Origin of the sequence: Ectothiorhodospira haloalkaliphila ATCC 51935 (assembly GCF_000633935.1) — a bacterium.
Lineage (GTDB): Bacteria > Pseudomonadota > Gammaproteobacteria > Ectothiorhodospirales > Ectothiorhodospiraceae > Ectothiorhodospira > Ectothiorhodospira haloalkaliphila.
This window is the reverse complement of record NZ_KK214998.1, coordinates 531,756-556,710: the sequence shown is the minus strand read 5'-3', so window position 1 is coordinate 556,710 and position 24,955 is coordinate 531,756. Positions and strand designations below refer to the sequence as shown.

The window sequence follows — 24,955 nt, the reverse complement described above, 5'->3', positions numbered from 1 at the left end:
CTACCCTGCGCAGGGAGCCCGACGCTACATGGCCCAAAGCAGAAACGTGCTGATGGCACCAAACAGCAGGACCGAGACAATGGCCCAGAGGCTCAGACCCTCCACTTCGGCGGCCCGCTCACGCCGAAAGGTCCCGCTGAGCCGATAACGCAGGGTGAACAGGGCGGCATACCCGATGATTGCGGCAGCCGGCACGTAGATGATGGCCAGCAACACACCCCATACCACGAAGGGTGGGCGGGTCTGGGCGAAGATGTAGCCCAGGATGATCCAGAGGGCCACCAGGCCCAGCGGGATGGCTGCAACCACGGGGTTGAGCGGCGAAGGCTCCTTCAGACGCGCCCAGAGGCCCACCCGGGGTTGCTTGGGTGGCCTGCCACGGCGCACCCCACCGGAGCCGTCAGGATGCGGTGTACCCTCGCCACGCCCCTGGGCCAGGTGCTGGTCGTAGAGGGCGGCCGCCTCGTTCAGGTACTGGGCCTTGGCCTCGTTGGGGTCCTGGTCGCACTGCTCCAGGCACCGCTGCCAAAGGCTTTCACTTCGATTTTCGTCAAACTCCCGCGAGGCCAACAGCCAGGCCTCGCGATGCTGAATCTGGGTCATGGGGGTTCCTTGCAAATGAATGAATACCCACCCTGGCGCGAGGCAAACCACGCAGCCCTGGGTCGGTCGGGATCACATCAAACGGAGAACATGGCCTCCAGATCGTGCCGGGAGTACGCCTTGAAGGCCAGCAGTGTGTTGGTCTTCTCCAGGCCGTCGATGGTCAGCAGTCGACGGGTCACCACCTCGGCCAGATCATCGTTCCTGGGCACGCGCGCGATGGCGATCAGGTCATACTGACCGCTGACGGAAAAGACCTCGGTGATCTGTTCCATATCGGCCAGTTCCTCGGCGATCTGGTTGATCTTCTGACGCTGGACATTCATCAGGATGATGGCGGTGACCATGGGGACTCCTCGGTTGGGAAAGGGTCGGGATGGACAGCAAAATACCTGAACAGGTGGGCACAACGCCAATCCCGCCAGCCCCGCGACTCATGCCTCATGGCATGGCTGTCAGGGCAGGTACACCATGGCTCATTCCGCCTCCGCGCTCGGGTCCGGGTCCGGCAGAACCCGGACCGGCCGAAATCCATCATCGCCCATGCCCATCATGCCCCCCGCGCCCCGGGCCGCGGCACGCACCTGATCGCCTTCACTGAACGAGCCGCCCCCCCGGGAGACCCTGAGCGTGCAGGAGGCGCGTTCCGTGAGCGGGCTGCCATCCGTCGGCATCAGTTCATAGTCTTCCGTATAGCAATCCCGGGTCCACTCCATGACATTGCCGCTCATGTCATACAGGCCGAAGGCATTGGCCGCCTTGGAGGCCACAGGCTGTGACCGACCGTCGCTGTTGCATAGGTACCAGGCCACATCGTCAATGTGATTGCTGCCGCAAAAGCGCAGATCGGTGCCGGCACGACAGGCGTATTCCCATTCCGCTGAACTGGGCAATCGGTACGTGTGACCGGTCTTCTCACTCAAGCGACGCAGATACTCCAGGGCCATGCTGTAAGACACGTTGTCGGCGGGACAGTCCGGGCAGTCCGGAAAACGGAAGGGCGTGGAGTCCAGCAAGGCGGACCACTGCGCCTGGGTGACCGGCGTTCTGGCGATGGCGAAGCGGCTGGCGATGGTGATGGTTGTCTGCGGCCCTTCCTGCTCATGTCGACCATGCTCGGACTCCGGTGACCCCATGACGAAACTGCCTGCCGGGATGACCACCATCTCCGGGCACTGGGGGCAATCCCGGATGGTTTCCAGATCGACCACCGCAGGCTCAGGGTTCTGCAGCGCCCCCTCGGCAACCACGTCGGCGAACAGGGGCGAGCGCCGCACATTGGGATGATACTCATAGGTCCAGACCATGGTGCCGCGACCCGACCAGGCCGAGACCCGCAGCTCGACAGTGAACTGATCGCCTGGGCAACCCCGATTCGGCCAACGGATTTCCGCCTCGGCCAGCGGGGTGCCCACGGAATCCGGGTTGTCCGGCGAGAACCGGCCGGTGGCGGCCGAACCGCGATCCATGATCGGTCGCGTACCGGAACGATACTGTGCGCCAACGGCAAACCCACCGGACATTGGATCGATCTCGGGGGCCGAACCGCTCAGGTATTCCACATCGCTCCCGACGTTCCTCAACTCGATCCGCCCCACCCAGGTCTCCTCCTTGAAGGCATATTGAGGCGGCTCGTCCCAGCGCCAGTCAAAGGCCAGGTTGACCAGCCGCGAGTAGCCGCGAGAGGACTGGCGGACCTGGGCCCGATCGACGGCACTGTCCGTATTGAAGTTGAAGGAAAAGGTGCTTTGCCGACTGTCCGAGCTCTGCCAATAACGGGGCTCGGCCGACACCAGGACCCACCCCGACACCCCATCAGGCGGCAGACCCTGCCCGATCTGCGTCTCGACCTGGGATCCAACCCGTGTTGCGTTTTTGGATTCGTCAGTACCCTCGGACGCAGTCTCCAGGGCCGGCTGCGCGTAAAGGGCCAGCAGCTGCGCCAGTTCCCTGAGTTCCTGAACCCGCTCGGAGAGATAAGGGGCATCCGCCGCGCGGGCAATCAGCGCCTCCACCGTGTCCTGATTGGCGCTCAGCAGATCAATGTCATGCGGGCGCAGATCCAGCGCGAGCTGGCTGAAGCGCTCCGGCAATTGGTCCCAGCCCCGCAGGGCCCGAACGGTCAGCCGACCTTCGCTCGCCAGTTCCACCAATTCGGCAGGCAGAGCGCTGTCTTCGGCCGCAGGTGCCGGCGTCGGCGCGAGTGGTTGCTGATCGTTCCCCGTGGCTGCCTGGACCATTGCAGCGACCATGCAGGCCGAAAGCAGCAACCAGACCGCCAAGTGAATGATGATGCCCCTGGGGAACGCCTTCAAGGGAGATCCGGCATTGATGAACATGGGTCACTCCTATAGGACAGTGCCATCCGACCGTTACCTGGCGTGTAGTCTCGTGGTCAGTCGATAGCTTCCCTGCCCCGCCTGGCGGTAAACCCGCAGGTAATAGGTGCCTGGCTCCAGATCCCCAAGCTCCAGACGACGACGGGATTCCCGGCCATGATGATCCTCGGCAAGGTTGCGGGATCCACCGGCATCACGCAGTTGCGCCGCCAGTTGCAAATCTTCATCGGCCCGGACGTATACGAAAAGCTGGCCGGAGGTGGGGAGGGTCAGGCGAAACCAGTCCTCGGTATCGCGCCCCGTGGCATCCCGGTAGCCCAGCAGACCGGTGACCTCATGCCCCGCCTCGATGGGACGGGCCAGCTCCATGCTGTCGTGGCGGGCCAGTTCACCGGCCTCGCCCACGGCGTCCAGTCGAGGCAAGAGTGTGTATCCCCCATGACCCTCATGACGCATGATGCGTACATGGTAGGTTCCAGGCGCGAGATCGGCCCGTTCCAGCTGCCTTTGCGATCTGCGGCCGTGGTGGTCCTGATGCAGCACTCCCGTGCTCGCCTCATCCCTCAGCTGCGCGGCAAGCCGCAGGGCCTCTTCGGCTTCGATGTCCACCGTCAGTCGCCCATGGGCAGGCAACGTCACCTGGTACCAGTCTTCCGTGTCCCGACCCTCGTGGTTGCGATAGCCGAGCAAGCCGGTGGAGACCTGATTCACGGGAATGGATTGCGCCTGCTCGGCAGAATCGTTGGGTTCCCGGTCATTGGGTATGGACACCCTGCGCAACTGGGGCGTGAGCACGTAATCCCCCTCCCCGCTCTGGCGCAGGACCCGCACCTCGTAAAGACCCGGGGCAAGATCAGGCTGCTCCACCCGTCGGCTGTCCCGGCGTCCGTGACGGTCCTGAGTCAGCACATCCGCACCCTCCGCATGCCGCAACTGCAGAGCCAGTTGCAGATCGCCATCGGCCTGCACTTCCACGGTCAGGTGCCCATGCCCCTCCACGCGGAGTTCATGTGCCTGCTCCCGCTGCTGGCCATCCAGCGATCCGCGCTCGATCGCCATGGCCTGTTCCCTTGGCGGTGTCAACGCCATCCCCTCCCTGTCGTCCCCCGGCTGACCGGGAGCCACGCGAGCCGCTTCGGCCCTGCTGGCGGCCTCCTGGGGGTCCTGCACGGCCAGGTATCTCTCCAACCGTGCTGCCCTGGCCTTCACCTCATCATCAGGCCAAACAGACAACGCGGCCTGATAGGCGTCCAGGGCCTGTTGATATTCCTGCCGGGCCTGGTGATCACGGGCCTGATTGATGAGCTCTCCCGCAATACGCCCCTCCAGGTGCCGATCCAGCGGCGTGTGCATCACGCCGTCATCCGTGGCGATGGCATCCACCACCCCAGCAAGTACCGGCGCAATGGGTTGATAGCTACGCGCTGCCTGTTCAAAGTCACCCTGCTCCAGGAGCCATTTGACCTCTTCCACGTCGGCCTCGACGCTCTTGTAGTTTTCCTTGGGAATACGCGCCTGCCAGCTGTCGAAAACCGCCTGTGCCTCCTGATGGTTTCTGCGCGTGATGGCATTGAAGCAACCCAGGCTATCCTCGGTACCACTCGGGATCGGGGTATTCCAGGTATTGAGAGGGCCCTTGCACACGCAGGGACCCGACCCCATGGGGCGTCTGCAACCCGAGCCCACGCAGAAGTATCCCCCCAGCATGCCGCCGCATTGATTGCACAGACAATCGAGGAATCGATCCGAATCCTCCGGCCTGACACCCATTGCCTCGGCATGGGCAAAGGCCTCATCGATCTGCTCGCGATGACGCACCAGCCGCCGTATTTCGGCCAGGAACTCCTTCGATGCCTGCTCCCGGGCCTCCGCTTCCTTGGTGCCGGTGATGGCCTCGACAATGGCATCGGGCAGGTACAGGATGCCGGTGACGCTGTCCCTGGCCATGAGATAGGGGATCTGCAGCAGGGTCGCGGACACATGGCGGGTGAGGCTGGGATCATTGCCTCGCTCCACTTCGCGCATGAAGCGCTGGATCTCGGCCCGTTCCGCTTCTTCGTAGGCATGGCCCACGCCGGTGCCATACCAGGCGGCGTTCTGGTACACGCGCATGAAGAAATCAAATGCCGTATCGTCGGCCTCGGTCTGATCCAGGGCGTGGTACACCCCTTCCCTGCCCATGAAATAGCCGGATACACCCGCCATCATGATCCGCACGGCGCTCACCCCCCGTGGAGGAGGTGCGGCATTGGGCACCGCTTCAATGCGCCGCGTGGCATGGAGTCTGCGGGTTTCGCGGGCCACGCTCTGGGCAAAGTCGCCGCCGACGCTACGCTCCAGACGACCGATGGCCTCACCCGCCTTGGAGGGACTCATGCGGCTGATCTCTTGGGCGATGGCCCGACTGAACTGTCCACCCTGGGTGGGGTTGAGGCGGGCCAGGGTGCCGAAGGTGTCCACCAGTTGATCCGAGGCACGCTGCAGGCCGTGTCGGTTCATGGCACGCACCGCGGCGGCATCCCTGGCCGTGGCCACGCCGCGACCCATGTCATGGAGCCTGGAGAGGGCCTGGTCCAGGCCGGTATCCCCCAGGGGAACGGGGTTCAGGTCATGCTGCAGCCGCAGGTGGTTGTCCAGGCTGAATTGACGGCTGATGTACTTGGCGGACTGGGATTCCGCCAGCTGCGCCTGAGCCCGAAACAGTTCGGCCCGCCGGGGATTGACAGGCTGCATCGCCTCCGCCTCCCGCAGCCAGGCGTTGGCGCTGCGATCGCTGGCCTGACTCAGGCGGCGCATCTCCGCCGAGAAGTCCATGGCGTCGTTGATGCTGATGGGGATGAAATCCCCTGGTGCCCCCTGGGCCAGGGCCATCTGGGTACGCACCGCCCCCGGCGTGGCGTAGGCGGTCCCGCCCCGCTGGTTGATGTGCCGGACGATCTGATCAAACTGGTCCGTGTGGTTGGGGTGGGGCATGAAGTCCGTGTCGGTGTCGAACCGCTCCACCGGTGTCCGGACCCCCTGGCGACCGAAATGCTCACGGATCACACGCTGATATTCGGCCTCGATCCGCTGGATATCCTCCAGGGTGATGCGACGCCCGCCGGTGGCCAGCACATTCACGTCGGTGTCGGTGCCGGGATTGAAGCCCCGCCCGCCGAACTCGGCCCGAAACCCGGCATTCTCCACCGCCTGACGGGAAAACTGGCGGTTCAGGGCGTGAAAATGCTCCTGAACCGCGTTGTACTGATCGATGGGCAGTTCGCGCCACACGGCGGCCAGATTCACTTCCCGGTTGGAGAAGAACACCAGCATCTCCTGATGCGGTGTGGCAGTCCCCTGGGCCACCATCTGTGCCGCGGTTTTCAGCCCGGGAGTCCAGGCCTGGGCCACGCCGCACAAGGTGAACAGCACGAGCGCCATGGCACACCGGAGGATGAATCCATGCCTGCCGGCCCCGCGTCCGGGCCTGGACCGCCACCCTGCATGTGGAAACCTGGTCATTACTGCACTCCCCGCCCCGCCTCCAGGGCCATGGCCAGCGACATGAGGCGTTGCAGGTCGCTCAGCACGGCATCCCCCACCTCCACATCCGGGCGAAGGCCTCGACCACTGCAGCTCTGGCCATCGGGCAACAGGACTTCACGGTTGGTGAACCGCAGCACGGAGCCATCCGACAGACGTCGGTCGGTCTGGGAACTGCATTTGCCGAAGGTGGGCTGACCCACCAGACGGGCGCGCCCATGGTGTTGCAGGATGCCGGCGAACACCTCCGCCGCACTGGCCGTCTGCGGGCCCACCAGCAATACCAGGGGCATGGAGAGCTTGGCCCCTTCGGGGGCGCTGAAGCTGCGGATTTCCCCGCCGCGTGCCATGACGCCGCCCAGGGAAGCCCCCGGCGGCAGAAACAGCCCCGCCAGGTCCAGGGCCTCATGCAGGTCACCGCCACCGGCATGGCGCAGGTCCATCACCAGGGGGGTATCCGCGTCGGAGGCCTCGGGGCTCACCCGATCCAGGAAGTCCCAGGTGGCCATCAGGGCGGGTCGGGTGCGTCCGGCAAGAAAATCACGCACCCGGACCACGCCCCGGTCCCAGGGCTCCACCAGTTCCACATCCAGGGGTCGGAAGGGCTCGCGGGTGAGCACCGTTCTGCGCTTGGGGCCCGCGGCACTCTCCTGCCATGTCAGTTCCACGCGGGAACCCGCCTCGCCGCGAAGCGCATTCATCAAGGCATCCGCCTGCCAGTCCGTCAACGACTGACCATCGATCTCCAGCAATCGGGCCCGATCCGGCAGGCCGGCCCGTTTTGCCGGGCCACCCTGGTAGGTCTGCAGCCACACCTGGCCCGACTCCAGTTGCAGATCCGCGCCGATGCCCGTCCAGGTGGGCGCGTCACGATCGAGCCGTGCCGCTTCCCTGTCGGGGAAATGCCGGGCATACGGGTCCACGCTGGCCAGATCCGCATTCAGGTGGCCGGCCCGAAGCCCAGCCAGGACCGACTCCGGCGGGGCCTCGTACAGGTGCTGGCGCAACAGCTGGCGGATCTCATCCAGGGGCGCGGCCGCCTCGGTCAGGGCCGGCCCTGGCACGATCAGGCCCAGCACCAGCAGGGCAAGGGCCACTCTCCTCATCTGGCCAGATCCAGCGACAACTCCATCAGCAGATCAAACTCCTCGCGCAGGGCGTTGCGCTGTTCTTCCAGCTGTCGACGGCGCAGGTCCGTTTCCGTATCCCCCATTCCCGTGCCTTCCAGGGCGTCCAGGGCGGATTGCTGGGACTGCATGCGTCCCTGGAGATCATCCAGGCGCGTCTGCAATTCCTTCACCCGGGCATCATCCTCGCCATGGCGGGCGGAAAGCCCCTCCACCTGACGACTCAGACCGGTCACATCCCGATCCAGGGCCGCCAGACGCTCCCGCTCCAGGGCCACCTCGCGGCTCTGGCGGGCCTTGCGGGCTTCCAGGTCCTCACGCTCGGTCTGCAGTTCCCTTTGGGTCTGGCGTAGTTGCTCCAGACGATCCTCGCGTTCCTGCACCCGCTGATCGTAGGCGCCGGTGCTCATCCCCTGGATACCCCCCAGCAGGCCACCCTCACGGGGGTCGGTGGAGGTGGCGCAGCCCACCAGGCCCAGGGAGCCCATCACGGCCACCATCAATGTCACGCGTCTCATACCGACAGCCTCTGATCGATGCGGGCCAACTGGCTGCTACCCTCGCGCAATTCTTCAAGATTGCCCTGCAACTCGGCCACTTCCCGTTCCAGGCGTGCCAGGTAGGGATCATTGGCGGGCCGGTCCTTCCCCTCCTCGGCCAGGATGGCCTCCTGCACCTTGAGTTCTTCCTCCAGGGCCTTTTCCAGCTTCTCGCTGCGAGCCAGTTGGCGCTGCAGATCCTGGCGCCGAGCCTGCAGACGTTTCTTGTCCTCGGAGCCGGCATCGTAGCGGGCCCTCAGGTCGCGGGATTCCCGCTCCAGGGCGGCGATCTCGGTCTTCATCTCCTGGTTGTAGGCCACCGTGGTGGTATTGAACTCGGCCACCCGGGTGGCTTCACCGTCCAGAAAGTCCTCAGTGGTCGCGTAGGCCTTCTTGCGCTTGGCCACCTCATTGCCCACCACATAACCGGCGCCGGCACCGAGCAGGCCGCCGATCACGGCGCCGCGCTCACCGTCCACGGCATACCCCAGAAGTCCCCCCAGCAGGGCGCCGGCTGCCGTGCCCTCGGTACGGGTGCGATCCGTATCATCCATATGGGCACAGCCGGTGACGAGGGCACCGGCGAGGATGACGGGAAGAGTGGTTTTGATGATGTTCATGGTGCTTGCCCCCTGCAGGGATATCGTGATCAATTGTCTTCAAAGCCTTCAAAGCGCTCGCGGAAATCCTGCATCCAGACCTGCGGGTCCGAGCGACGCTGTTCGCTGAACACGTCCACGTGCTCGCGCAGCACTTCCATCACCAGACGTTCACGGGGCGGCAACTCCGTGGCATCCAGCACCTGGAAGGCGTGTTCGATGTACTGGGGCTCATAGTCCCCAAGCTCGGCCACCTTGTCCTGGTAGCCCCGCAACTGTTCGCCGGCGGCGATTTCCAGGTCGTGAATGGAGCGCTCCACGGCATCCACCTGGTCCTGATAGCGGGTGGAGATTTCCGCCAGCCGGCGGGCCCGCCCCAGGGTGTCGTCCAGACGCGCCAGGCGGGACAGGTACACGCTCAGGTTCACGCCGTTGCGGGCGGCATCCTGAGTCAGGCTGCGGGCGCTCTCACGCTGAGCCAGTTCCAGTCGCTCCCGTGCCCGGTCCATCTGCGCCTGCACGGCCCGCAGCGGCTCCACCAGGTCGGGGTTTTGCGCCATGAGTCGATCCAGGATGGGATCCACCGTCCCCAACTGAACCGAGGCCTGGGCCACCAGGTTGTCCAGGGTGCGGCCCACCGGCATGGTGCGGCGCAGATCCTCGCGGTAGGCCTCATACTCCTGCTCAATGCGCGCCTGCTGGGCGGAGCTGACCAGGACGTTGGCACCAATGGCCAGCCTGGCCCCGGTGTTGAAGGAACGTCGCTCCTCCACCCGTTCTGCGTCGGCGTTCCAGGCATAGATGTCCAATTCGGCACGGAGGGAGCTGCGCAGCTCCGAGGCGGGGGTGGAGACACTGCCGCCCCGTACTGCCACACCCCCCGGCTTGCCCTGCCAGATCTCCGGACGGAAGAGGCCCGAGGTCATCTCCTGCACGTTGCCCAGCAGGTCGTGAAAGCCCAGCCCGTCGGCCTCTCGCAAACCCACCGGGCGCAATTCATGGCGGGCATTGTCCAGATGCCATGCGTATTCGTTCGCCTGGCGGGTGGGGAATGGCAACCGATCATTGAAGGTACCCGCCTCCAGGGCCGGCATGCCGCCCCGGGCCACATACTCCCATTCCTCCTCCGTGGGCAGACGCATGAAACCGGGCACCCCATCCACCCGGGGCAGCCTGGCACGGCGCTCAGGGTGATCAGGATCGAACAGCCAGTGGTTGTATGCCCGCAGGAAGGCCTGGATGTCCTGATGACTCACATAAGCCAGCGGCTGCATCAGGGCATCGCGCAACTCCCGCCCCCTGAGTTGGGGGAGCTCCCGCACCTGGGGATCACCGCTGGTTTCCAGCAGGGTTTCCAGGCCCATGACGGCGATGTACTGGGCCCGGGTGAGTTCGTACTTGCCCAGCACCAGATACCAGCTGCCATCATCCCGTGCGAAGGAGCCACTGATCTGAGTGCGTTGCAGCCCCTCGAAGATGCCCCCGCTGGCATCCCCGATCTGGATCACCCGATCCCGGTCGCCCCAGAAACCCTGCCCGGGCACCGATACGCTACGAAAGACCATCTCGGCCCCGTCGGGCATGGGCAGGATCAGGTCACCCGCGGCGGGGCGGGGGTTGAAGACCGACTGGGGAGGTACCTCGGCAAGGCCGGTCAGCGGTGCCATCAACAAGGCCAGGCAGAAGAGCAAAGCCCCCAGGCCGCGCGCAACAGGAAGGTTAATGTTCACGAATGGCCTCCGCCGGATCGATGCGGGTGGCCCGCCAGGCGGCCACCAGCGAGGCCAGCACCGCCAGGGCCAGGGTGGCGGCAATGGCTATCAGAATCTGCTCACCCGGCAGGGTGCAGAACCGCTCGCCCGGTGCCAGCTCGCTGGCAAAGGTGCGGTTGATGGCCCAGGCCAGAGACGCGTATCCACCGAGTGCCGCCAGCAGCCCCAGGGCCGCAATCATCACCCCCTGGGCCACGGGGAAGAAGAAGACATGCCAACGGGCCAGCCCCAGCAGGCGCAACACGCCCAGGTCCCGACGCAGACGCTCCACGGCGGCATACAAACTGGCCACCAGGACCGCCGTGCCACCGCTGATGCCCAGCAGGGCGATCAGCCAGAACAGCCGCCCCAACCCCTCGTCCAGCACCTGAATACGCTCAATGGCCTCCACCTGGGCCACGAATTCAAGCCCCTGCTCCTGCAGGCGCGCTGCCAGTGCGGGGACATCGTCGATGCTTTGGGCATAGAGGCGAAAACCCCGGTAGCCTCCCCGCGCCATCTCGAAGCTTCCCGTATCAGCGCGATAGGTCAGGGCCCGCTGCGTGCCAGTGCGCAGCACGCCCAGCAACTCCACCGGCACCACCGGATGCTGCCAGTCGCCGGCCCCGACGACATCCAGATGCAGTGTCAGGGTGTTCGCCCCGTCACTGACCACCTGTACGGAGTCACTGGAATGATCCTTGGGCACCAGCACGGAGGTGAGTTCGCCTGCCGGTGCAGCACGGCCGGTAAAACCGCCCCATGGCGGCACGGGGGCCTGGAGTAATCGGGCCTGGCGAGGCGACAAGGACAGGCCGGCCAGCACCATTTTTCGACCCTGGTCGTCCACGAGTGGAAGCGCGTCCACATAGGGGAGCACCACGGCCTCGCGTCCGCGCAGCTTCTGCTCGATGGCCCTGAGGTTGGAGACGGTGACGGCGCTACCAGGGGTGAAGACATCGTAGACGGTCAGTGACTCGGGCACCGGCACACCCAGACGTTGCTGGGACTGCTGCCGATCGGCATCGGCGAGGCGCGCAAAACCCGTGTTGATGATGAGGCCCGTACGGGCAATGGGGTCCAGGGGCTCTTCCAGCAGCAGGATGGCACCATCGAAACTGAGGAAGGGCTCAGGCGTGTCTCCGGCCCAGCCCCGGTCAGGTGCGCCATAGCCCTCCTTGTAGGCCTCCACGTCCACCACCAGATCCAGCGGCGCGTACACCCGGGGCAGACTGCCCGCGCGGGCATCCAGCACGGAGAGCACCTGGAAGGTCTCGCGGGCCTCCTCGGTGCGTGTACCCCGGGTGCGGGTGACCCTCACCTGCAACGCATCCCCGGCGGAGACACCCATGCGCCGGGCCGCCTCTGCGGACAGCACCAGCTGGCCATCGCCGGGGATGCGGGCACCGTTTTCCAGCAACAGCGGATCGCCGGGTCCGGTGGGGATCAGGTCGAACAATTCGCTGCGACCAGTCTGAGGGTGGACCACCTGCAGCACGGAGGACAGGGGCAGGATGGTGGGGGTGAGGAAATCCACACCCGGCCAGCGGGCCACCTGCTCGAACCACTCCGACGGGAACTCCCGGGTATGGGCTGGACGGATCTCCCGGTAGACCGGGTCCTCCACCAGCCGCTCCCGCAGGGTCTCGATAGTGCCGCTCTTGAGGCCCATCAGCACCAGCAGCGGGGCAATCACCGCCGCCAGGGCCACCACCAGGCACAGGGTGAGGATCCAGTCGTGACGCAGGTGGGAAGCGGCCAGCCCCGGTATGAGTCTGATGGGATGTGCCGGAACAGGATGCTTCACGCGGCCACCCCTTGTTGAAGAGGGTAACAGGTGGAGCGGGTGACATTCTCCGAGGTCTGCACCACATCGAATGTGTAAGTACGATCGGCATGACCGCTGACCAGGTCCACATCATGTGTCACCAGGACCACGGCCACCCCTTCGTCCCGGGCCAGGGCCTCCAGATCGGCCATCACTGCCCGAGCACGGGCCTTGTCCACGGCCGCCGTGGGCTCGTCGGCCAGGACCAGTCGCGGGGCGTGCACCAGGGCCCGGGCGATGGCCACCCGCTGACGTTGCCCCACGGAGAGGGCGCCGGGCATGCGATCAAGGCAACCCTCCAGGCCCAGACGCTCGGCCAGCACGTACAGCCGCTGCCCGGCGGGACCACAACCACGGATTCTGGCCGAGAGTTCGATATTCTCCCGCACACTGAGAAACGGCAGCAGGCCCCCGGTCTGCAGCACATAGCCCAGATAATCCCGACGCAAGGCCGCCAGGCTCGCCTCGTCCCCCAGGCGCCAGAGGCGGCGGATATCATGCTCCGAATCCGCCTCACCGGCGCGAAAGCCAAAATCCTCGGCCCGCGTGGGGGCCATCACCAGGGCGAGGATGTCCAGCAAGGTGCTCTTGCCACAGCCGCTGGCACCCACCACGGCCACCAGTTCACCCGGCTCCACCGAGAACTGTGGCACCTCCAGAGTGAAGACACTCCCTCCCTGGGAGCGGTCCTTGCCGAGGCCGGTGATACGGATCATGGGCGTGGACACGGTCGCTCCTTCAGGGCAGGTAATCCAGGTGCAATGGGTACACCCGGTCCCGGTCGTCATCCGTGTCGTTGAGCTGGAACCACACATCCACCTGCTCGTTGATGGCACGGTACTGCTCCAGCTTGGCCAGCAGGCTCCACTCCAGCTCGGCACGCTGCTGCGTGGTCATGCTGGCAAACATCTCATCGGTCAGCGACAGGATGTCGCTGCGATACGGCAGGCTCTGGATGAACGCCGGCAACAGACCCGTATCCGCCAGCTGGGCGCCCTGGCCGATCTCGTCGGGCTGCTTCATGGTCTGTCCGGCCACCCCCTGCAGCGCCTCGAAGAACTGCGCCTGGGTGACCTCCGCCCGCATCAGCGCCTGCACCACCCGGTCCAGGGACTGGGACAGGGTGCTCAGCTGTTCACGGGTGACCAGTACCCGCACATCCAGCGACCGGTCCGCCGGATTCACCAGGTCACGATCCAGCGACCAGGCCACGATGTCCTTGGGGGGGGTGGCCTCGCGGCCGATGTATTCGACCAGGGCCGCCTGCCACAGGGCCGATACCGATTCCAGCTCGGCATCGCCCGTACCGGCGGTGGACGTGGCAACCTGCCCTGTCGAAGCCGCCGGGCCGGCCGGGCCACCCATGGCCTGCCGCAGCAGGTTGTTGATGTCATCGGTCACCTGTTCCACCAGGGCCAGATACTGCGCCTGCTCGAAGGCATCCACTGCCTCGATGGCCGAACGACCGGCATCGCCCCGCACCCGGGACAGGTGACTGAACTGGGCATGGGCAATGGGATGGTCCGCCTCGGCACGCGGATCCTGAAGATGGATGGCCAGCAGGTGTACCTGGGCATCATCCAGTTCCCGGCGCAGGTCCACTTCGTCCTTGCCGGTCACGTTCTGGGCATGGCCCTTGGGATGGGAACTGGCGTCCCCCACCAGGATCATGAAACGCAGGGCATCCTCCCGCCAGGCAGAGCGCAGCGCCGTGTCCACGCCAGCAAACCCCTCCTCAGCGTAGTCCAGACTGCCCACCTCGGTGGCCCGGGCCGAATGGGCCAGCAGGTCCACCAGCGCTTCGCCGTCCACCAGTTCGGGGGTGTGGTTGCGGGTCACGTATTCCAGCGCCGGGATGACCTCGATGCTGTCACGGAAGGTGACCAGACCAAAACGAAACCGCGCCGAGGTCTCGCCGGTGAACTCACGCGTCATCCGCGCCACCGCGTCCCGGGTCATGTCGATGAACGGCTGCATGCTGCGCGTGGTGTCGATCACGAACACCAGGTCCACCTTGAGATCCTGGAGTCCAGCACCTGCCTCGCCGCGTCCCACACGGGACTGGTCGGCATACTCGGGATTGGTCAGGGTGTCGGCGCCCCGCGCCCGGGGCACCGCCGCCGCCAGTTGCAACAGGCGGGCATCGTCACCACGTATCCGTGTCTGCTCCCAGTCCAGGATCGGCAGCATGTAGAACTGCCGGGTAATGTCCACGAAACGCTCCGGCTCCATGCTTACCACCGACTCGGGTACCTCACCCTCGCGGATGTCCGTATACAGGGATCGGGCACGACCCGCCATGTCCATGTCGTCCACCAGGGACTCCAGCGAGGCCAGGTCCTGGAACATGAGCACCGGACTGCGGCCCTCGATGGGGTCTCCCGGATGGGTGTAGGACACCAGCAGCGCCTGGCGCCACTCGAATACATCACGGGCCTGCATCCAGCCCAGCGGGGCGTCCCGGCCCTGACCTACCTGATACCAGCCTTCAGGATCTCCGCCGCGGTCCAGATCCACCCCCTCCCGGGCAAACACATACAGTGGCCGGAAGGCTGCCACATTGGCCTGGATGATGGCCGACTCATCCGCCTGGCGCTCGGCGTACACATGGGAGAACGGGCGCGGCAGCACCCGCAGCGCCAGTTCGGTGGACACCTCCACGCACGGCCCTTCCCCCGCGCAGCGAATGCCGTCATCCCGGGGCTCGGATGCCGCAGCGGCGTGGCCCGTGTCGCCCTCCAGGTCCCAGAGAGAGGGGCTCCCTCCCGCCGGGGCATGACCCACGGTGCCTTCCAGCGCCGAAAGGTCGGCCTGGGCCGTACCAAGACCAAAAGCCATCAGCAGCGGCAGGCAGAGCGACAGCACCGGGCGTCGGGTAGCGGAAATTTCCGGGATGGTCATGGCACCTCCTCAGACAACAACATGGGCAATGATCACATCATCCTCCCCGCGCCCGCACATGGCGAGTCGTCAGCGTGTCAACCATGCTTTGGACCACTGTCAACCCTGGTGTAGACTTGCCGCCAAATCAGTCATTTGAGTAGACGATGTTCCTGTCGAAAAACGATTGGCGAGCGGCAGGTTCGACCGCTTCATATGTGGCCTGGCTGACGACATTCCCCATGTCGGGGGTGCTTCTGGGCAAGACGGAGTTGATGCTCTGGTTCCTGATCCCGCACACCCTGGGACTGTTGGCCCTGGGTTATGCGGCGATCCGCTTGCCCTCCATGCGCCTCGAGCGCCTGTGCCAGGCAGGCGTGATCCTCACCAGCCTGCTGACGCTGATATCAGCGCTGATCCCGGACATGGTGGTGGCCATCTGGATGATCGCCCTGGGTTTGGGCGCCGTGCCGGTCTCCCTGAGGGTGGGCCAGTATCTCAAAGGTGCCGAACAGCCCGTCACCACCGGGGTCGCCACCCTGGCGGGCGGCAATCTTCTGGCCCTGGCGCTGATCGCCTCCCCCATGCCCGACCCCATGAAACTCATGCTCCTGGCCGTGTTGCTGCTGGGCCTGTTCCCCCGGTCCCGTGAATCCGGGGACCCGCGCCCTGAAGACGCCACCACCCTGGAGCCACTGCTGCGTTACCTTCCCTTTGTACTGCTGTTCCAGGTGGTGAGCGGGCTCATGTACGGCGGCCTCATGCCCGCTTACGGGGCGGTGGCCTGGGCCCCGGGCTCCGAGGTCCTGTTCTATGGAGCGGGGGCCGTCCTGGCCTTGTGGCTGCTGGGTCGTTATCAGGCCACGGTCACCATGCTGACGGCTGTGCTGGGCGCATTGGTGGCGTTTGCACTGTGGCAGATCGCCCCGCACGCCCCGGGCATCCATGGCGCCATGTTCGCCATGATGATCGCCGCCGGGCTGGTGGACCTGTTCCTGCTCTCCCGAATCCTCAGGCATCATCCGGTGAGTACTGCCTATTGTTACGGCGTGGGGGCCCTTTGCGGGGGCATCATCCTCGGCAAATGGCTGGCCATGAGTGTGGGTGGCGCCGCGGAGGTGCTGGCCTTCGCGGCACTGATCGTTTTGAATCTGGCCGCCCTGCTGCTGCATATCCCGTTCACGCGTCGGGAACCTGAATCGCTGGATTCGGGTGATGCCGCAGCGGTCGGTATGCCTGCGGTCCCCGCGGGGATTGCTCAACTGCTGTCCGAACAGGAACAGCATGTGCTGAAGCAGGTCATGGAGGACAAGACCTATCGGGAGATCGCCGCCAACCTGGGCATTTCCGAGTCTTCGGTGAAGACCTACATGCACCGGATCTACCTGAAGACCGGTGCATGCAGGCGCCACCAACTGATGGAGATGGTCCGCCAATCCGGTATCAGCGATTCAGGCCATCCAGCAACGGAGCCAGATCGTTCCCGTTGATCAGTATCTGCCCGAGGCTGTCTGCCTGAATGTGGTACTGATGGATGCTGCCGGGGGCCTCTGATTCGGGGGTTTCTCCCAGCATCTTCAGCATCACCACCGTGGCGTTGATCTGTCGACGCTCCTCCTCGCCCGCCATGGCCAACAGCGGTTCCACCAGGGCATCCAGATTGTGGATGCTCAGGTCCCATTCACCGGAAACCCGATCCGGCCCGGCTTCGTCCGCCTTCTCGGCCCATCCCCGGCCACTGATGAGGATCTGTCCGTCCGGGAATCCAAGGGTCACATTGGGGATGTCCAGACGCGAGTCATTGCCGACCAACTGTTCAAGCATCACCACCACGGGGTCCAGGCGTCCCGTCTGAAGGCCTTCGACCACGCCGGCATCGGCCAGGAAGCCCGTTGGCAAACCTTTGGCTTTCAGCTCCAGGGCCACCCCTTCAGGCAACAGGCTCTCCATTACGGGAGGCACCATGCCATCGAACGGCACCACCCCCGCGTGGGCATAATCCATGCTCAGGTTGGGTGCGGGCCCGTCCAGAGCCTCCAGGGCAAGGTTCAGATGGAAACTCCCTACACCCATCTCTTCCCGAATCTCCTCCCGACTGTCCACGAACGTGCCCCGGGCGTCGTCCAGACTCATGGTCACACTCAGACCGCCCAGGATCTCGCGAGCCATCCCCAGTAGCACTTCATCCTCCAGTCCCCCGGTCATCATGGACTGCATGCCCAGGTGCAGCAGGGCCATGGAGGACAGCCCGTTCAGTCGCCCCTCCATGGAGGCCGATTTCATCTCGAACTGCACCTGCTCGCGCCGATCGCCATCTCCGAAGGACCAGCCTTCCACCGCCACACCGGCCCACAGATCGCGATGCAGGTCGCCCTGTGCGGAAGGTACGAAACCGATCCGGACATGTCCCTCGGTCATGCGGAAGAATTGATAATCCTCGGGCCCATTGATGAACAACTCCGACATCTCCATTGTCGATTCAAAACCTCCCATGGCCTTCAGCGTACTGGCCAGGAGTTCCGCCGGGTCCTGCTCCATCAGCTGCTCTGGCGTGGCCGCCTGATCGCTCAGTCTCGCGAGGGTGGCCAGATCCATGCCCTGGTAGTCTGCATTGAATGCCAGCCGGCCCAGCGTCACCATCGACTGATCTGCCATGTTGAGCACGTCCAGGCCCTTGATCTCCACGGCCAGTGGGCCGCTGAAGATGCCTGCCCCGGCGTCCTGAAGATCCAGCGTCACGTCCATTGCATCCAGGGCAATGCGTCGGGGGGATTCCGGATCGAAGCGTTGACCATGATCTCGTGGATGATCCACCGGAGCATCCGGGGACCGTCCATAACCCACGGTCATGGAGGAAGGCCCCATGGTGAAGCGGGTTTCCAGCATCACCCCCAGGTCATCCGCCCACACCCCCTCAAGACGGGGTGCCGTGAAGTCCACCCGGGCCAGGCGTTCGCCATCCTCGGTGAGCACCGACACCTCGGAGGGCAGACTCACGTGGAAGGGAATGCGTTCGTCCGCGAAAGGTCCCACCGTGACGGTCAGGTCATCCAGGGGAACCCAGGAGGTGGACATGCCCACAGTGGGCCAGGGAGCCATCACCGCCACGGAAGTCAGGCTGGTCTGAAAGCGTCCGTCGCCCAATGGCACCAGCTCCTGCGGGGCATCCATCTGAAGCGGCCCCTGCAGCGCTTCAAGACGCTGATTCCAGTCCGACCACCATTGCGCCACGCGTTCGGGCAATGCGGGGCCCTCTTCTGGCCGCAGTCCATGCTCGTCAGCCGGCATCACCCTGAGCCCGTGGCGATCATCATCCCGGGTGGCCAGTCGCTGACGTTCACCCGAGGCATCCTCCAGCACCAACTGGCCCTGGCCCCGAAAGCGGGTCTCATCAGTCAGGGTCAGCGCCTCACCAGGGCGTAACGGCTCCCAGTCCAGGTAATCCCGATCCTCCAGCAGCGCCAGCAGGGCTTCCAGCGCGGCGGGATCGGCCCTCAGGTCACCGGACCGGGCCTGTTCCAGCAGCTCGCGCACCTCGGCAGGGCCGGCAGAAAACAGGTCCACGCCCTGGCCCCGCAGGTCCAGGGCAAGCCGGGAGAACTCCTCGGGGAGTCGACCGAAGGCCCGCAGGGCCCGGAGGGTCACCTGTTCCCGGGATTCCATGGAGATCAGTTCGGACGGCCCCGACGCCCATTCCAGATCCCCCTCCAGTTCCAGGACCTGATAACGCCCCTGGGAAACATCCTGCGCAGACGCCAGCCCCGCCGCCAGCAGAAAGCTCGCAGCCACCGAACCCGTCCAACCCACCTTGATCCCGACCATGTGAACCCCCTTGCATCATCCACGCCCCCCGGCCCACGGGTCGAAAGGCCACTCAGTCACTCATGGTTCGCCTTTGAGAGGGATTGCTCAAGTCGTCCGGCTGTCGACCATGGACGGCGGTGCCATCATCGGGGCTGGTCCGGCACCGCTCAGGACCCTTGCAGCCGATAGAGCGTCAGACCGATATTCCCCTGCTGAACAAAGTGCTCGAAGGTCCTGAACGCCTCCTGGGACAACGGCTCCTGGCTGTAGGCCCGGTCAGCGTAAATCATGCCCACAGGTTTATCACCCGAATTCAGGGACATGACGAAGCAGGGGTGGCAGCCGATACGATCCACGTCGGCGGGCGAGTACAGGCCGGGCTGACCCTCCGGTGTGAGCCAGTGCGCCTCGGGGCTGAAGACTGCCTTGTGAAACAGGTTGGGAGGTGAGGACACCAGCGGCAGCGTGAACTTGTATGTATGGCTCTGTCTACGCCACCCCAGGGCAACCTTCTCGTGCAGCACCGCACGATCGGAGGACAGCGCAGCGAACAGGGCCCGGTCCATTCCCAGGCCGCGCTGAATGCCTTCCATGATGGTTTCCAGCAGCAGATTGATATCGATCCGGCTGCTGGAAAGGATGCTCGATATATCCCGCAGAATCTGCACCTGCAACTCCTTGCGATCCATCTGCGAGGCCGAAGCATCATGGTCGATCAGTTCACGGGCCTTGCGCTGGATCAGCTCGGCCGCCTCCGTGGCGCCGAATTGCCTGGCAATACCGGCGGCGGATTCAGTGTTTTGTCGCAGGTGGCTCTCGATCTCTCGCTGGTTCTGACCAGTGAGCGAGGCGATCTGCTCCAGGCAGGCCGGATACTGATGAGATTCCTCACCCTGCTTGAGCACGTTCACCACCTCGCAGCCCAGATGCACGAGCTTGACCCGCGGCTCGCGAACCCGGCCATGCTTGCTCACGGTCTCCTCGATCAGCCCCTTGAGGTTCCAGCTCTTGCACAGGGCCACATCCAGATCGGCCAGCTTGAAGCCCAGCACTTCACGCTCTGCGGCCTGCTGGGTCATGGTGCCCTCATCCAGCAGATCCCGCAGTCGGTCGCCCTCCTCGCCCGAGAAACACCAGAAGGCAATGTGACCGATGTTCTGCAGCAGGGCGGCAATGAACACCTCTTCAGGAAACGGATCCTGGGTTGCGATGGCCAGGTATTTGGCCTGCACCGCGGAGTGGATGGCGCGGGCGATCTCCTCGTGGGCACGATTCTTGTTGCTGGCGGACAGGATGGCCTCGAAGAAGGCACAGGCCAGCACCATCTCGCGGATCACATCAATGCCGATGATGACGATGGCGCGGGTGACGGTGATGATCTTGCGGCGGCCGGGGTTGAAATAGCTGCTATTGCTCAGCTTGAGGATTCGCGCAGTGAGGTTGGGGTCCTGCAAGATGACGGTGGCCATTTCCATGGCCCCCTTCTTCTCATCCTCGATGATGGTGTTGATGGCCTGCACGGTATTGGAAAAGACCGGCATGTCACGCTCACGCAGCGCGACGGTCCACTCCGCCAGGGTTTTCTTTTCCGGGACGGCCCCGGCCACGTGGGTGCTCATGGGACAGGCCTTCGATCAACAGGGTGTGAAGTTTATCACAGGGATTTGGGGCCGATATCCCGGATTCATGGTCCTTTGCGGGCCTGCAATCCTGCCCCGGGAAAGGCGCAACACCAGTGGTGCGCTGCCTTCCCCGAGGCGCAGCATGATCAGGTCGTCGCCACGGCGCGGGCCGCGTCACCCTGGGGGTCGCTCCCCGTCAGCTTCAGGTCGTAACGTTCCTGGAGCAATGCGAAGACATTCGGGGACACAAAGGCCGGCGGATTCGGCCCCAGGGTGATGCCCTTCACGTTCAGGCTCAGCAGGGTGAGGAACACCGCCACGGCCTTCTGCTCGAACCAGCTGATCACCAGGCTCAGGGGCAGTTCATTCACCTCGCACTCAAAGGCCTCGGCCAGGGCGAGGGCCACACGGATGGCACCGTAGGCGTCGTTGCACTGTCCCATGTCCAGCAGACGGGGGAAGCCCAGGTGCTCGCCGTATTCCTGATCCCGGATGCGGTACTTGCCGCAGCCCAGGGTGAGGATGAAGCTGTCGTCGGGGGTCGCTTCGGCGTAATCGCTGAAGTAGTTGCGGCCCTTGGCGGCGCCGTCGCACCCACCGATGACGAAGAAGCGACTGATCTTGCCGGCCTTGACCGCCTCCACCAGGGTATCGGCATGGGACAGCAGCACGCTGTGGTGGAAGCCCACCGTGGATTCACCCTTGGGCTGATCCACACAGGGCGCACAGCGACGCGCCGCCTCGATCACCGCGGAGAAGTCCTCGTGGGTGATGCGCTGACCTTGCGGCACGGCCGTGGCGCGGGTGGTGAACAGGCGGTCACGGTAGCTGGCCGGCGGAATCAGCACACAGTTGGTGGTGGCCAGCACCGGCCCCGGGAACTGGTCGAACTCCCGCTTCTGCATCTGCCAGGCGCCGCCGAAATGACCGGCCAGGTTCGGGTGGTTGTGCAGTTTGGGGTACATGTGGGCCGGCAGCATTTCACCGTGGGTGTACACCTTGATGTCGGTGCCCTCCACCTGCTTGAGCAGATCCCACAGATCCAGCAGGTCGTGGCCGGTGACCAGGATGCCGGGGCCGGCCTGGGTGCCTTCCTTCACGGTAGCCGGGGCCGGTTGACCGAAGGTCTCCACGTGACCCCGGTCCAGCATCTCCATCACCTTGAGGTTCATCTGACCGCAGCGCAGACACAGTTCCAGCAGGGAGTCCATGTCGAAGTTCACGTTGGTCATGGTGGCGAACAGGGCTTCCTCCATGAATGCGGACACTTCCGCATCCGACTGCCCCAGGCGACGGGCATGATGGGCGTAGGCCGCCATGCCCTTGAGGCCGTAAATCAGCAACTCCTGCAGGGAGTGCATGTCCTCGTCCTTGCCGCAGGTGCCCGGGGAGGTCACGCAGGCAGTCTGCCGGAAGGTCTGTTCGCATTGGTTGCAGTTCATGGTGATGCTCCAGGGAATAGGCTCGAGGGCCGCAGTATCCGGATCGGGAGGCCCGCCCCTCCTTGACCGGCATCAAGGCGTACCCGGGGGCCATGGATATTGACCTGGATCGTGCCTGCGGCATTTGTCATCCCCGCGTAGCAAGGCCTGCGCTAACCTCTCATCATGGACGAGCAAACCGTCTTCCTGCCGCGCGCCGAGGCCGACCGCCTTCTCGAGGCCCTGCGGGGCGCCGGCTTCGGTCGCATCCTGGGTCCGGTGGCCCGGGAGGGTACCCTGCTGTTCCAGCCGCTGAGACGCTGGGATGATCTGCCCGCGGGTGTCCGCGACGTGCAGCAGCCCGGCCGTTATCGCCTCCAGGAGCAGGACACCCCCCGCTGCTTCGCCTGGGCCAATGGCCCCCAGGCGCTCAAGCCCCTGACCTTCCGCCCACGGGAGCCCATCTGGCGGGCGCAGCGATCCGCCGATGGACAACTGTCGTTTCAGTCCACTCAGGAAGATCCGGAGCCCACGGCACTGATCGGCCTGCGTGCCTGCGATCTGGCCGCGCTGGACCTGCAGGAGCGGCATTTCATGCACGGGCGTTTTCCCGACCCCTGGTTCCGCAGGCGACGCGAGGCGCTATTCCTGGTGGGCATGTCCTGTGCACACCCGGCGCAGACCTGTTTCTGCGCCTCCACCGGTGATGGTCCGGCCATCAGCCGGGGTCATGATCTGGGCATGGCCGAGCTGGACGAGGGGTATCTGCTCTGGGCCGGCACCCAGGCGGGGAAAACCCTGCTGGAACGTCTCGACCTGGATGCGGCCACGGCGGCGCAGCGGCGTACGGTTGAAAAGGAAACCCACCAGGCCGCCATGGGCCAGCGCCGCACCCTGCCCGGTCGCCATCTCAAGCAGGGCCTGTATGAACGGCTTCAGGCCGGGCACTGGAAAGATGTGGGCGAGCGCTGCCTGTCCTGCGGCAACTGCACGGCGGTGTGCCCCACCTGTTTCTGTCACATGGAAATGGACGAACCGGCCCTTGGCGGCGACAGTTCCGAGCATCTGCGACAATGGAGCTCCTGCTTCAATGCCGAACACAGCTTCATGGGACATTTCGTGGTGCGCTCCGACACCCGGCTGCGCTACCGCCAATGGCTCACCCACAAGCTGGGCAGCTGGCACGAGCAATATGGTCGCAGCGGCTGCGTGGGCTGTGGCCGCTGCATCACCTGGTGTCCGGTGGGCATCGACATCACCGCCGAGGCCCATGCCCTGCTGAAGGAGGCCCCCGATGCGTGAGCCCACCGACCTGCCCTGGGCTGCCCGCATCACCAGCCGTGTGCAGGAGACCCGGGACATCTTCTCCGTGAAGCTGGAGCTGGTGGACCCGAAGATTCGTGACGCCTACCGCTCCTACCCAGGGCAGTACAACATGCTTTATCTGTTCGGGGTGGGCGAGGTGCCCATCTCCATCGTGTCCGATCCCGAGGACAACGGCCCGCTGGAGCACACCATCCGTGCCGTGGGTCGGGTCACGCACGGGCTTGAGCGCCTGCGGGTGGGCGACACCCTGGGCCTGCGCGGCCCCTATGGCCGGGGCTGGCCCCTGCAGGCGGCCCAGGGCCGCAACGTGGTGGTCATCAGCGGCGGACTGGGCTGCGCACCGGTGGTCTCCATGATCCGCTACATGCTGCGCCGGCGCGATGACCATGGCCAGATCACCATCCTCCAGGGAGTGAAGCACAGCAACGACCTGATCTGGCGACGCCAGTACCAGGAATGGGAGCAGATCCGCGACGTGCAGGTGCTGCTGGCGGCGGACCAGGGCGGCCCCCAATGGCCCTTCAGCGTGGGCAATGTCACGGTGCTGCTGGAGAAGGCGAACATCCCTCCGGAGGACACGGTGGCCGTGCTCTGCGGACCGGAGCCCATGATGAAGGCGGCCATTCCCCGACTGCTGGAGCGGGGTGTGGACCCCTTCCATATCTGGCTGAGCATCGAGCGCAACATGCAGTGTGGCATCGGTCATTGTGGCCATTGCCAGGTGGGGCCTCACTTCATCTGCCAGGACGGACCCGTGTTCCGTTATCCGGATATCGCCGACTGGATCGACCGGGAGGGCTTCTGATGAAACCCAGGGTATCGGTCCACAAATTCAGCTCCTGCGACGGCTGTCAGCTGGCCTTCATCAATGCCGGCCCCGCCTTGCTGGAACTGGCCGGGCTGGTGGACATCGTGCATTTTGCCGAGGCCGGCCCCATGGACCCGGATGCCCCCGTGGACATCGCCTTCGTGGAGGGCAGCATCTCCACCCAGGAAGAGGCGGTGCGCATCCGTCGGGTGCGGGAGAGTGCCCGTTATCTGATCAGCATCGGCGCCTGTGCCACCGCCGGGGGATTGCAGGCCCTGCGCAATTTCAACGCCCAGGGGGTGGATGACTGGACCCGGGCCATCTATGCCCGCCCGGAATTCATCGAGAGCCTGGACAAGGCCAGCGCCATCTCCGACCAGGTGAAGGTGGACCTGGAACTCTGGGGCTGCCCGGTGAATGCCCAGCAGGTGTTCACCGCCATCCGCCGACTGCTGTTCGGCGCCCTGCCCTTCGTGGACAACGAGAAGGTCTGTCAGGCCTGCAAGCGCCAGGGCATCGTCTGTGTCCTGGTGACCCGGGGCACACCCTGCCTCGGGCCGGTCACCCGCACCGGCTGCGGCGCCATCTGCCCCGCCTTCGGCCGTGACTGCTACGGCTGCTTCGGGCCCGCGGAAAACCCCAACACGGCGCCACTGTCCCGGCGCTTTCAGGGGCTGGGGCTGATGCCCGAGGACATCGCCCGGCGCTTTCACTTCATCAACAGCCAGGCCCCCGGATTTCTCGAGGAAGGCCGCAACTGGGATCAGGGCACGCCATGAGTGAGCA

18 protein-coding genes are annotated in these 24,955 nt (G+C 65.1%); 4 read left to right on the top strand and 14 right to left on the bottom strand.

Features of this window, described 5'->3' with window-relative positions:
* Positions 1 to 24: 24 nt before the first annotated feature.
* From ECTHA_RS0110445 to ECTHA_RS0110395, 11 genes are all read right to left on the bottom strand, one after another.
* Positions 25 to 603, bottom strand: coding sequence for a hypothetical protein (locus ECTHA_RS0110445; RefSeq protein WP_025280846.1), 579 nt, complete (start codon positions 601 to 603; stop codon positions 25 to 27).
* Between the two features lie 77 nt (positions 604 to 680).
* Positions 681 to 950 (bottom strand): Lrp/AsnC family transcriptional regulator, encoded by a 270-nt coding sequence (locus ECTHA_RS0110440; RefSeq protein ID WP_025280845.1) that lies wholly within the window; start codon positions 948 to 950, stop codon positions 681 to 683.
* A gap of 129 nt (positions 951 to 1,079) precedes the next feature.
* Entirely contained in the window at positions 1,080 to 2,942 is a 1,863-nt protein-coding gene (locus ECTHA_RS19050) for a formylglycine-generating enzyme family protein (RefSeq protein ID WP_051582638.1), read from the bottom strand.
* Between the two features lie 33 nt (positions 2,943 to 2,975).
* Positions 2,976 to 6,362 carry a hypothetical protein gene (locus tag ECTHA_RS0110430; RefSeq protein WP_025280843.1) on the bottom strand — a complete coding sequence of 1,129 codons (3,387 nt, stop codon included), beginning with the start codon at positions 6,360 to 6,362 and terminating at the stop codon, positions 2,976 to 2,978.
* An 80-nt stretch (positions 6,363 to 6,442) separates the two neighbouring features.
* Positions 6,443 to 7,570, bottom strand: coding sequence for a S41 family peptidase (locus ECTHA_RS0110425; protein WP_026623719.1), 1,128 nt, complete (start codon positions 7,568 to 7,570; stop codon positions 6,443 to 6,445).
* Positions 7,567 to 8,109, bottom strand: coding sequence for a hypothetical protein (locus tag ECTHA_RS0110420; RefSeq protein WP_025280841.1), 543 nt, complete (start codon positions 8,107 to 8,109; stop codon positions 7,567 to 7,569). Before ECTHA_RS0110420 ends, ECTHA_RS0110425 begins: the two co-directional genes overlap by 4 nt.
* Positions 8,106 to 8,750, bottom strand: a complete 645-nt coding sequence (locus ECTHA_RS0110415) for a glycine zipper domain-containing protein (RefSeq protein ID WP_025280840.1) — start codon at positions 8,748 to 8,750, stop codon at positions 8,106 to 8,108. Before ECTHA_RS0110415 ends, ECTHA_RS0110420 begins: the two co-directional genes overlap by 4 nt.
* 29 nt (positions 8,751 to 8,779) lie before the next feature.
* Complete coding sequence (locus ECTHA_RS0110410) at positions 8,780 to 10,459, bottom strand: SUMF1/EgtB/PvdO family nonheme iron enzyme (RefSeq protein WP_238984820.1); 1,680 nt, start codon at positions 10,457 to 10,459, stop codon at positions 8,780 to 8,782.
* Positions 10,449 to 12,287 (bottom strand): FtsX-like permease family protein, encoded by a 1,839-nt coding sequence (locus tag ECTHA_RS0110405; RefSeq protein WP_025280838.1) that lies wholly within the window; start codon positions 12,285 to 12,287, stop codon positions 10,449 to 10,451. The genes ECTHA_RS0110410 and ECTHA_RS0110405 overlap by 11 nt, the downstream gene beginning before the upstream one ends.
* Positions 12,284 to 13,036: an ABC transporter ATP-binding protein gene (locus tag ECTHA_RS20560; protein WP_275259820.1), complete on the bottom strand. Its 753-nt coding sequence runs from the start codon at positions 13,034 to 13,036 to the stop codon at positions 12,284 to 12,286. The genes ECTHA_RS0110405 and ECTHA_RS20560 overlap by 4 nt, the downstream gene beginning before the upstream one ends.
* Before the next feature lie 10 nt (positions 13,037 to 13,046).
* On the bottom strand, positions 13,047 to 15,209 hold the full coding sequence (locus ECTHA_RS0110395) for a vWA domain-containing protein (protein WP_238624155.1): 2,163 nt from the start codon (positions 15,207 to 15,209) through the stop codon (positions 13,047 to 13,049).
* A 221-nt stretch (positions 15,210 to 15,430) separates the two neighbouring features.
* On the opposite strand from ECTHA_RS0110395, the gene ECTHA_RS0110390 reads away from it, so the two are divergent.
* The gene (locus ECTHA_RS0110390) at positions 15,431 to 16,678 is read left to right on the top strand and encodes a helix-turn-helix transcriptional regulator (RefSeq protein ID WP_025280836.1); all 1,248 of its coding nucleotides are present in this window, start codon (positions 15,431 to 15,433) and stop codon (positions 16,676 to 16,678) included.
* On the opposite strand, the gene ECTHA_RS0110385 is transcribed toward ECTHA_RS0110390, so the two are convergent.
* The 3 genes from ECTHA_RS0110385 to hcp all read right to left on the bottom strand — a co-directional run bounded on the left by ECTHA_RS0110385 (position 16,632) and on the right by hcp (position 22,056).
* Complete coding sequence (locus ECTHA_RS0110385; protein ID WP_025280835.1) at positions 16,632 to 19,010, bottom strand: hypothetical protein; 2,379 nt, start codon at positions 19,008 to 19,010, stop codon at positions 16,632 to 16,634. The two genes, ECTHA_RS0110390 and ECTHA_RS0110385, sit on opposite strands and share 47 nt — an antisense overlap.
* A gap of 149 nt (positions 19,011 to 19,159) precedes the next feature.
* Complete coding sequence (locus ECTHA_RS0110380; protein ID WP_029762262.1) at positions 19,160 to 20,611, bottom strand: HDOD domain-containing protein; 1,452 nt, start codon at positions 20,609 to 20,611, stop codon at positions 19,160 to 19,162.
* A gap of 149 nt (positions 20,612 to 20,760) precedes the next feature.
* Positions 20,761 to 22,056 (bottom strand): hydroxylamine reductase, encoded by a 1,296-nt coding sequence (hcp, locus tag ECTHA_RS0110375; RefSeq protein WP_025280833.1) that lies wholly within the window; start codon positions 22,054 to 22,056, stop codon positions 20,761 to 20,763.
* Between the two features lie 165 nt (positions 22,057 to 22,221).
* On the opposite strand from hcp, the gene ECTHA_RS0110370 reads away from it, so the two are divergent.
* The 3 genes from ECTHA_RS0110370 to ECTHA_RS0110360 are packed head-to-tail and all read left to right on the top strand — an operon-like array spanning position 22,222 to position 24,948.
* On the top strand, positions 22,222 to 23,337 hold the full coding sequence (locus ECTHA_RS0110370; protein WP_025280832.1) for a 4Fe-4S dicluster domain-containing protein: 1,116 nt from the start codon (positions 22,222 to 22,224) through the stop codon (positions 23,335 to 23,337).
* The gene (locus ECTHA_RS0110365) at positions 23,330 to 24,166 is read left to right on the top strand and encodes an FAD/NAD(P)-binding protein (RefSeq protein WP_025280831.1); all 837 of its coding nucleotides are present in this window, start codon (positions 23,330 to 23,332) and stop codon (positions 24,164 to 24,166) included. Before ECTHA_RS0110370 ends, ECTHA_RS0110365 begins: the two co-directional genes overlap by 8 nt.
* The gene (locus tag ECTHA_RS0110360) at positions 24,166 to 24,948 is read left to right on the top strand and encodes an NADH-quinone oxidoreductase subunit B family protein (protein WP_025280830.1); all 783 of its coding nucleotides are present in this window, start codon (positions 24,166 to 24,168) and stop codon (positions 24,946 to 24,948) included. The genes ECTHA_RS0110365 and ECTHA_RS0110360 overlap by 1 nt, the downstream gene beginning before the upstream one ends.
* The last annotated feature ends 7 nt before the right edge of the window (positions 24,949 to 24,955 follow it).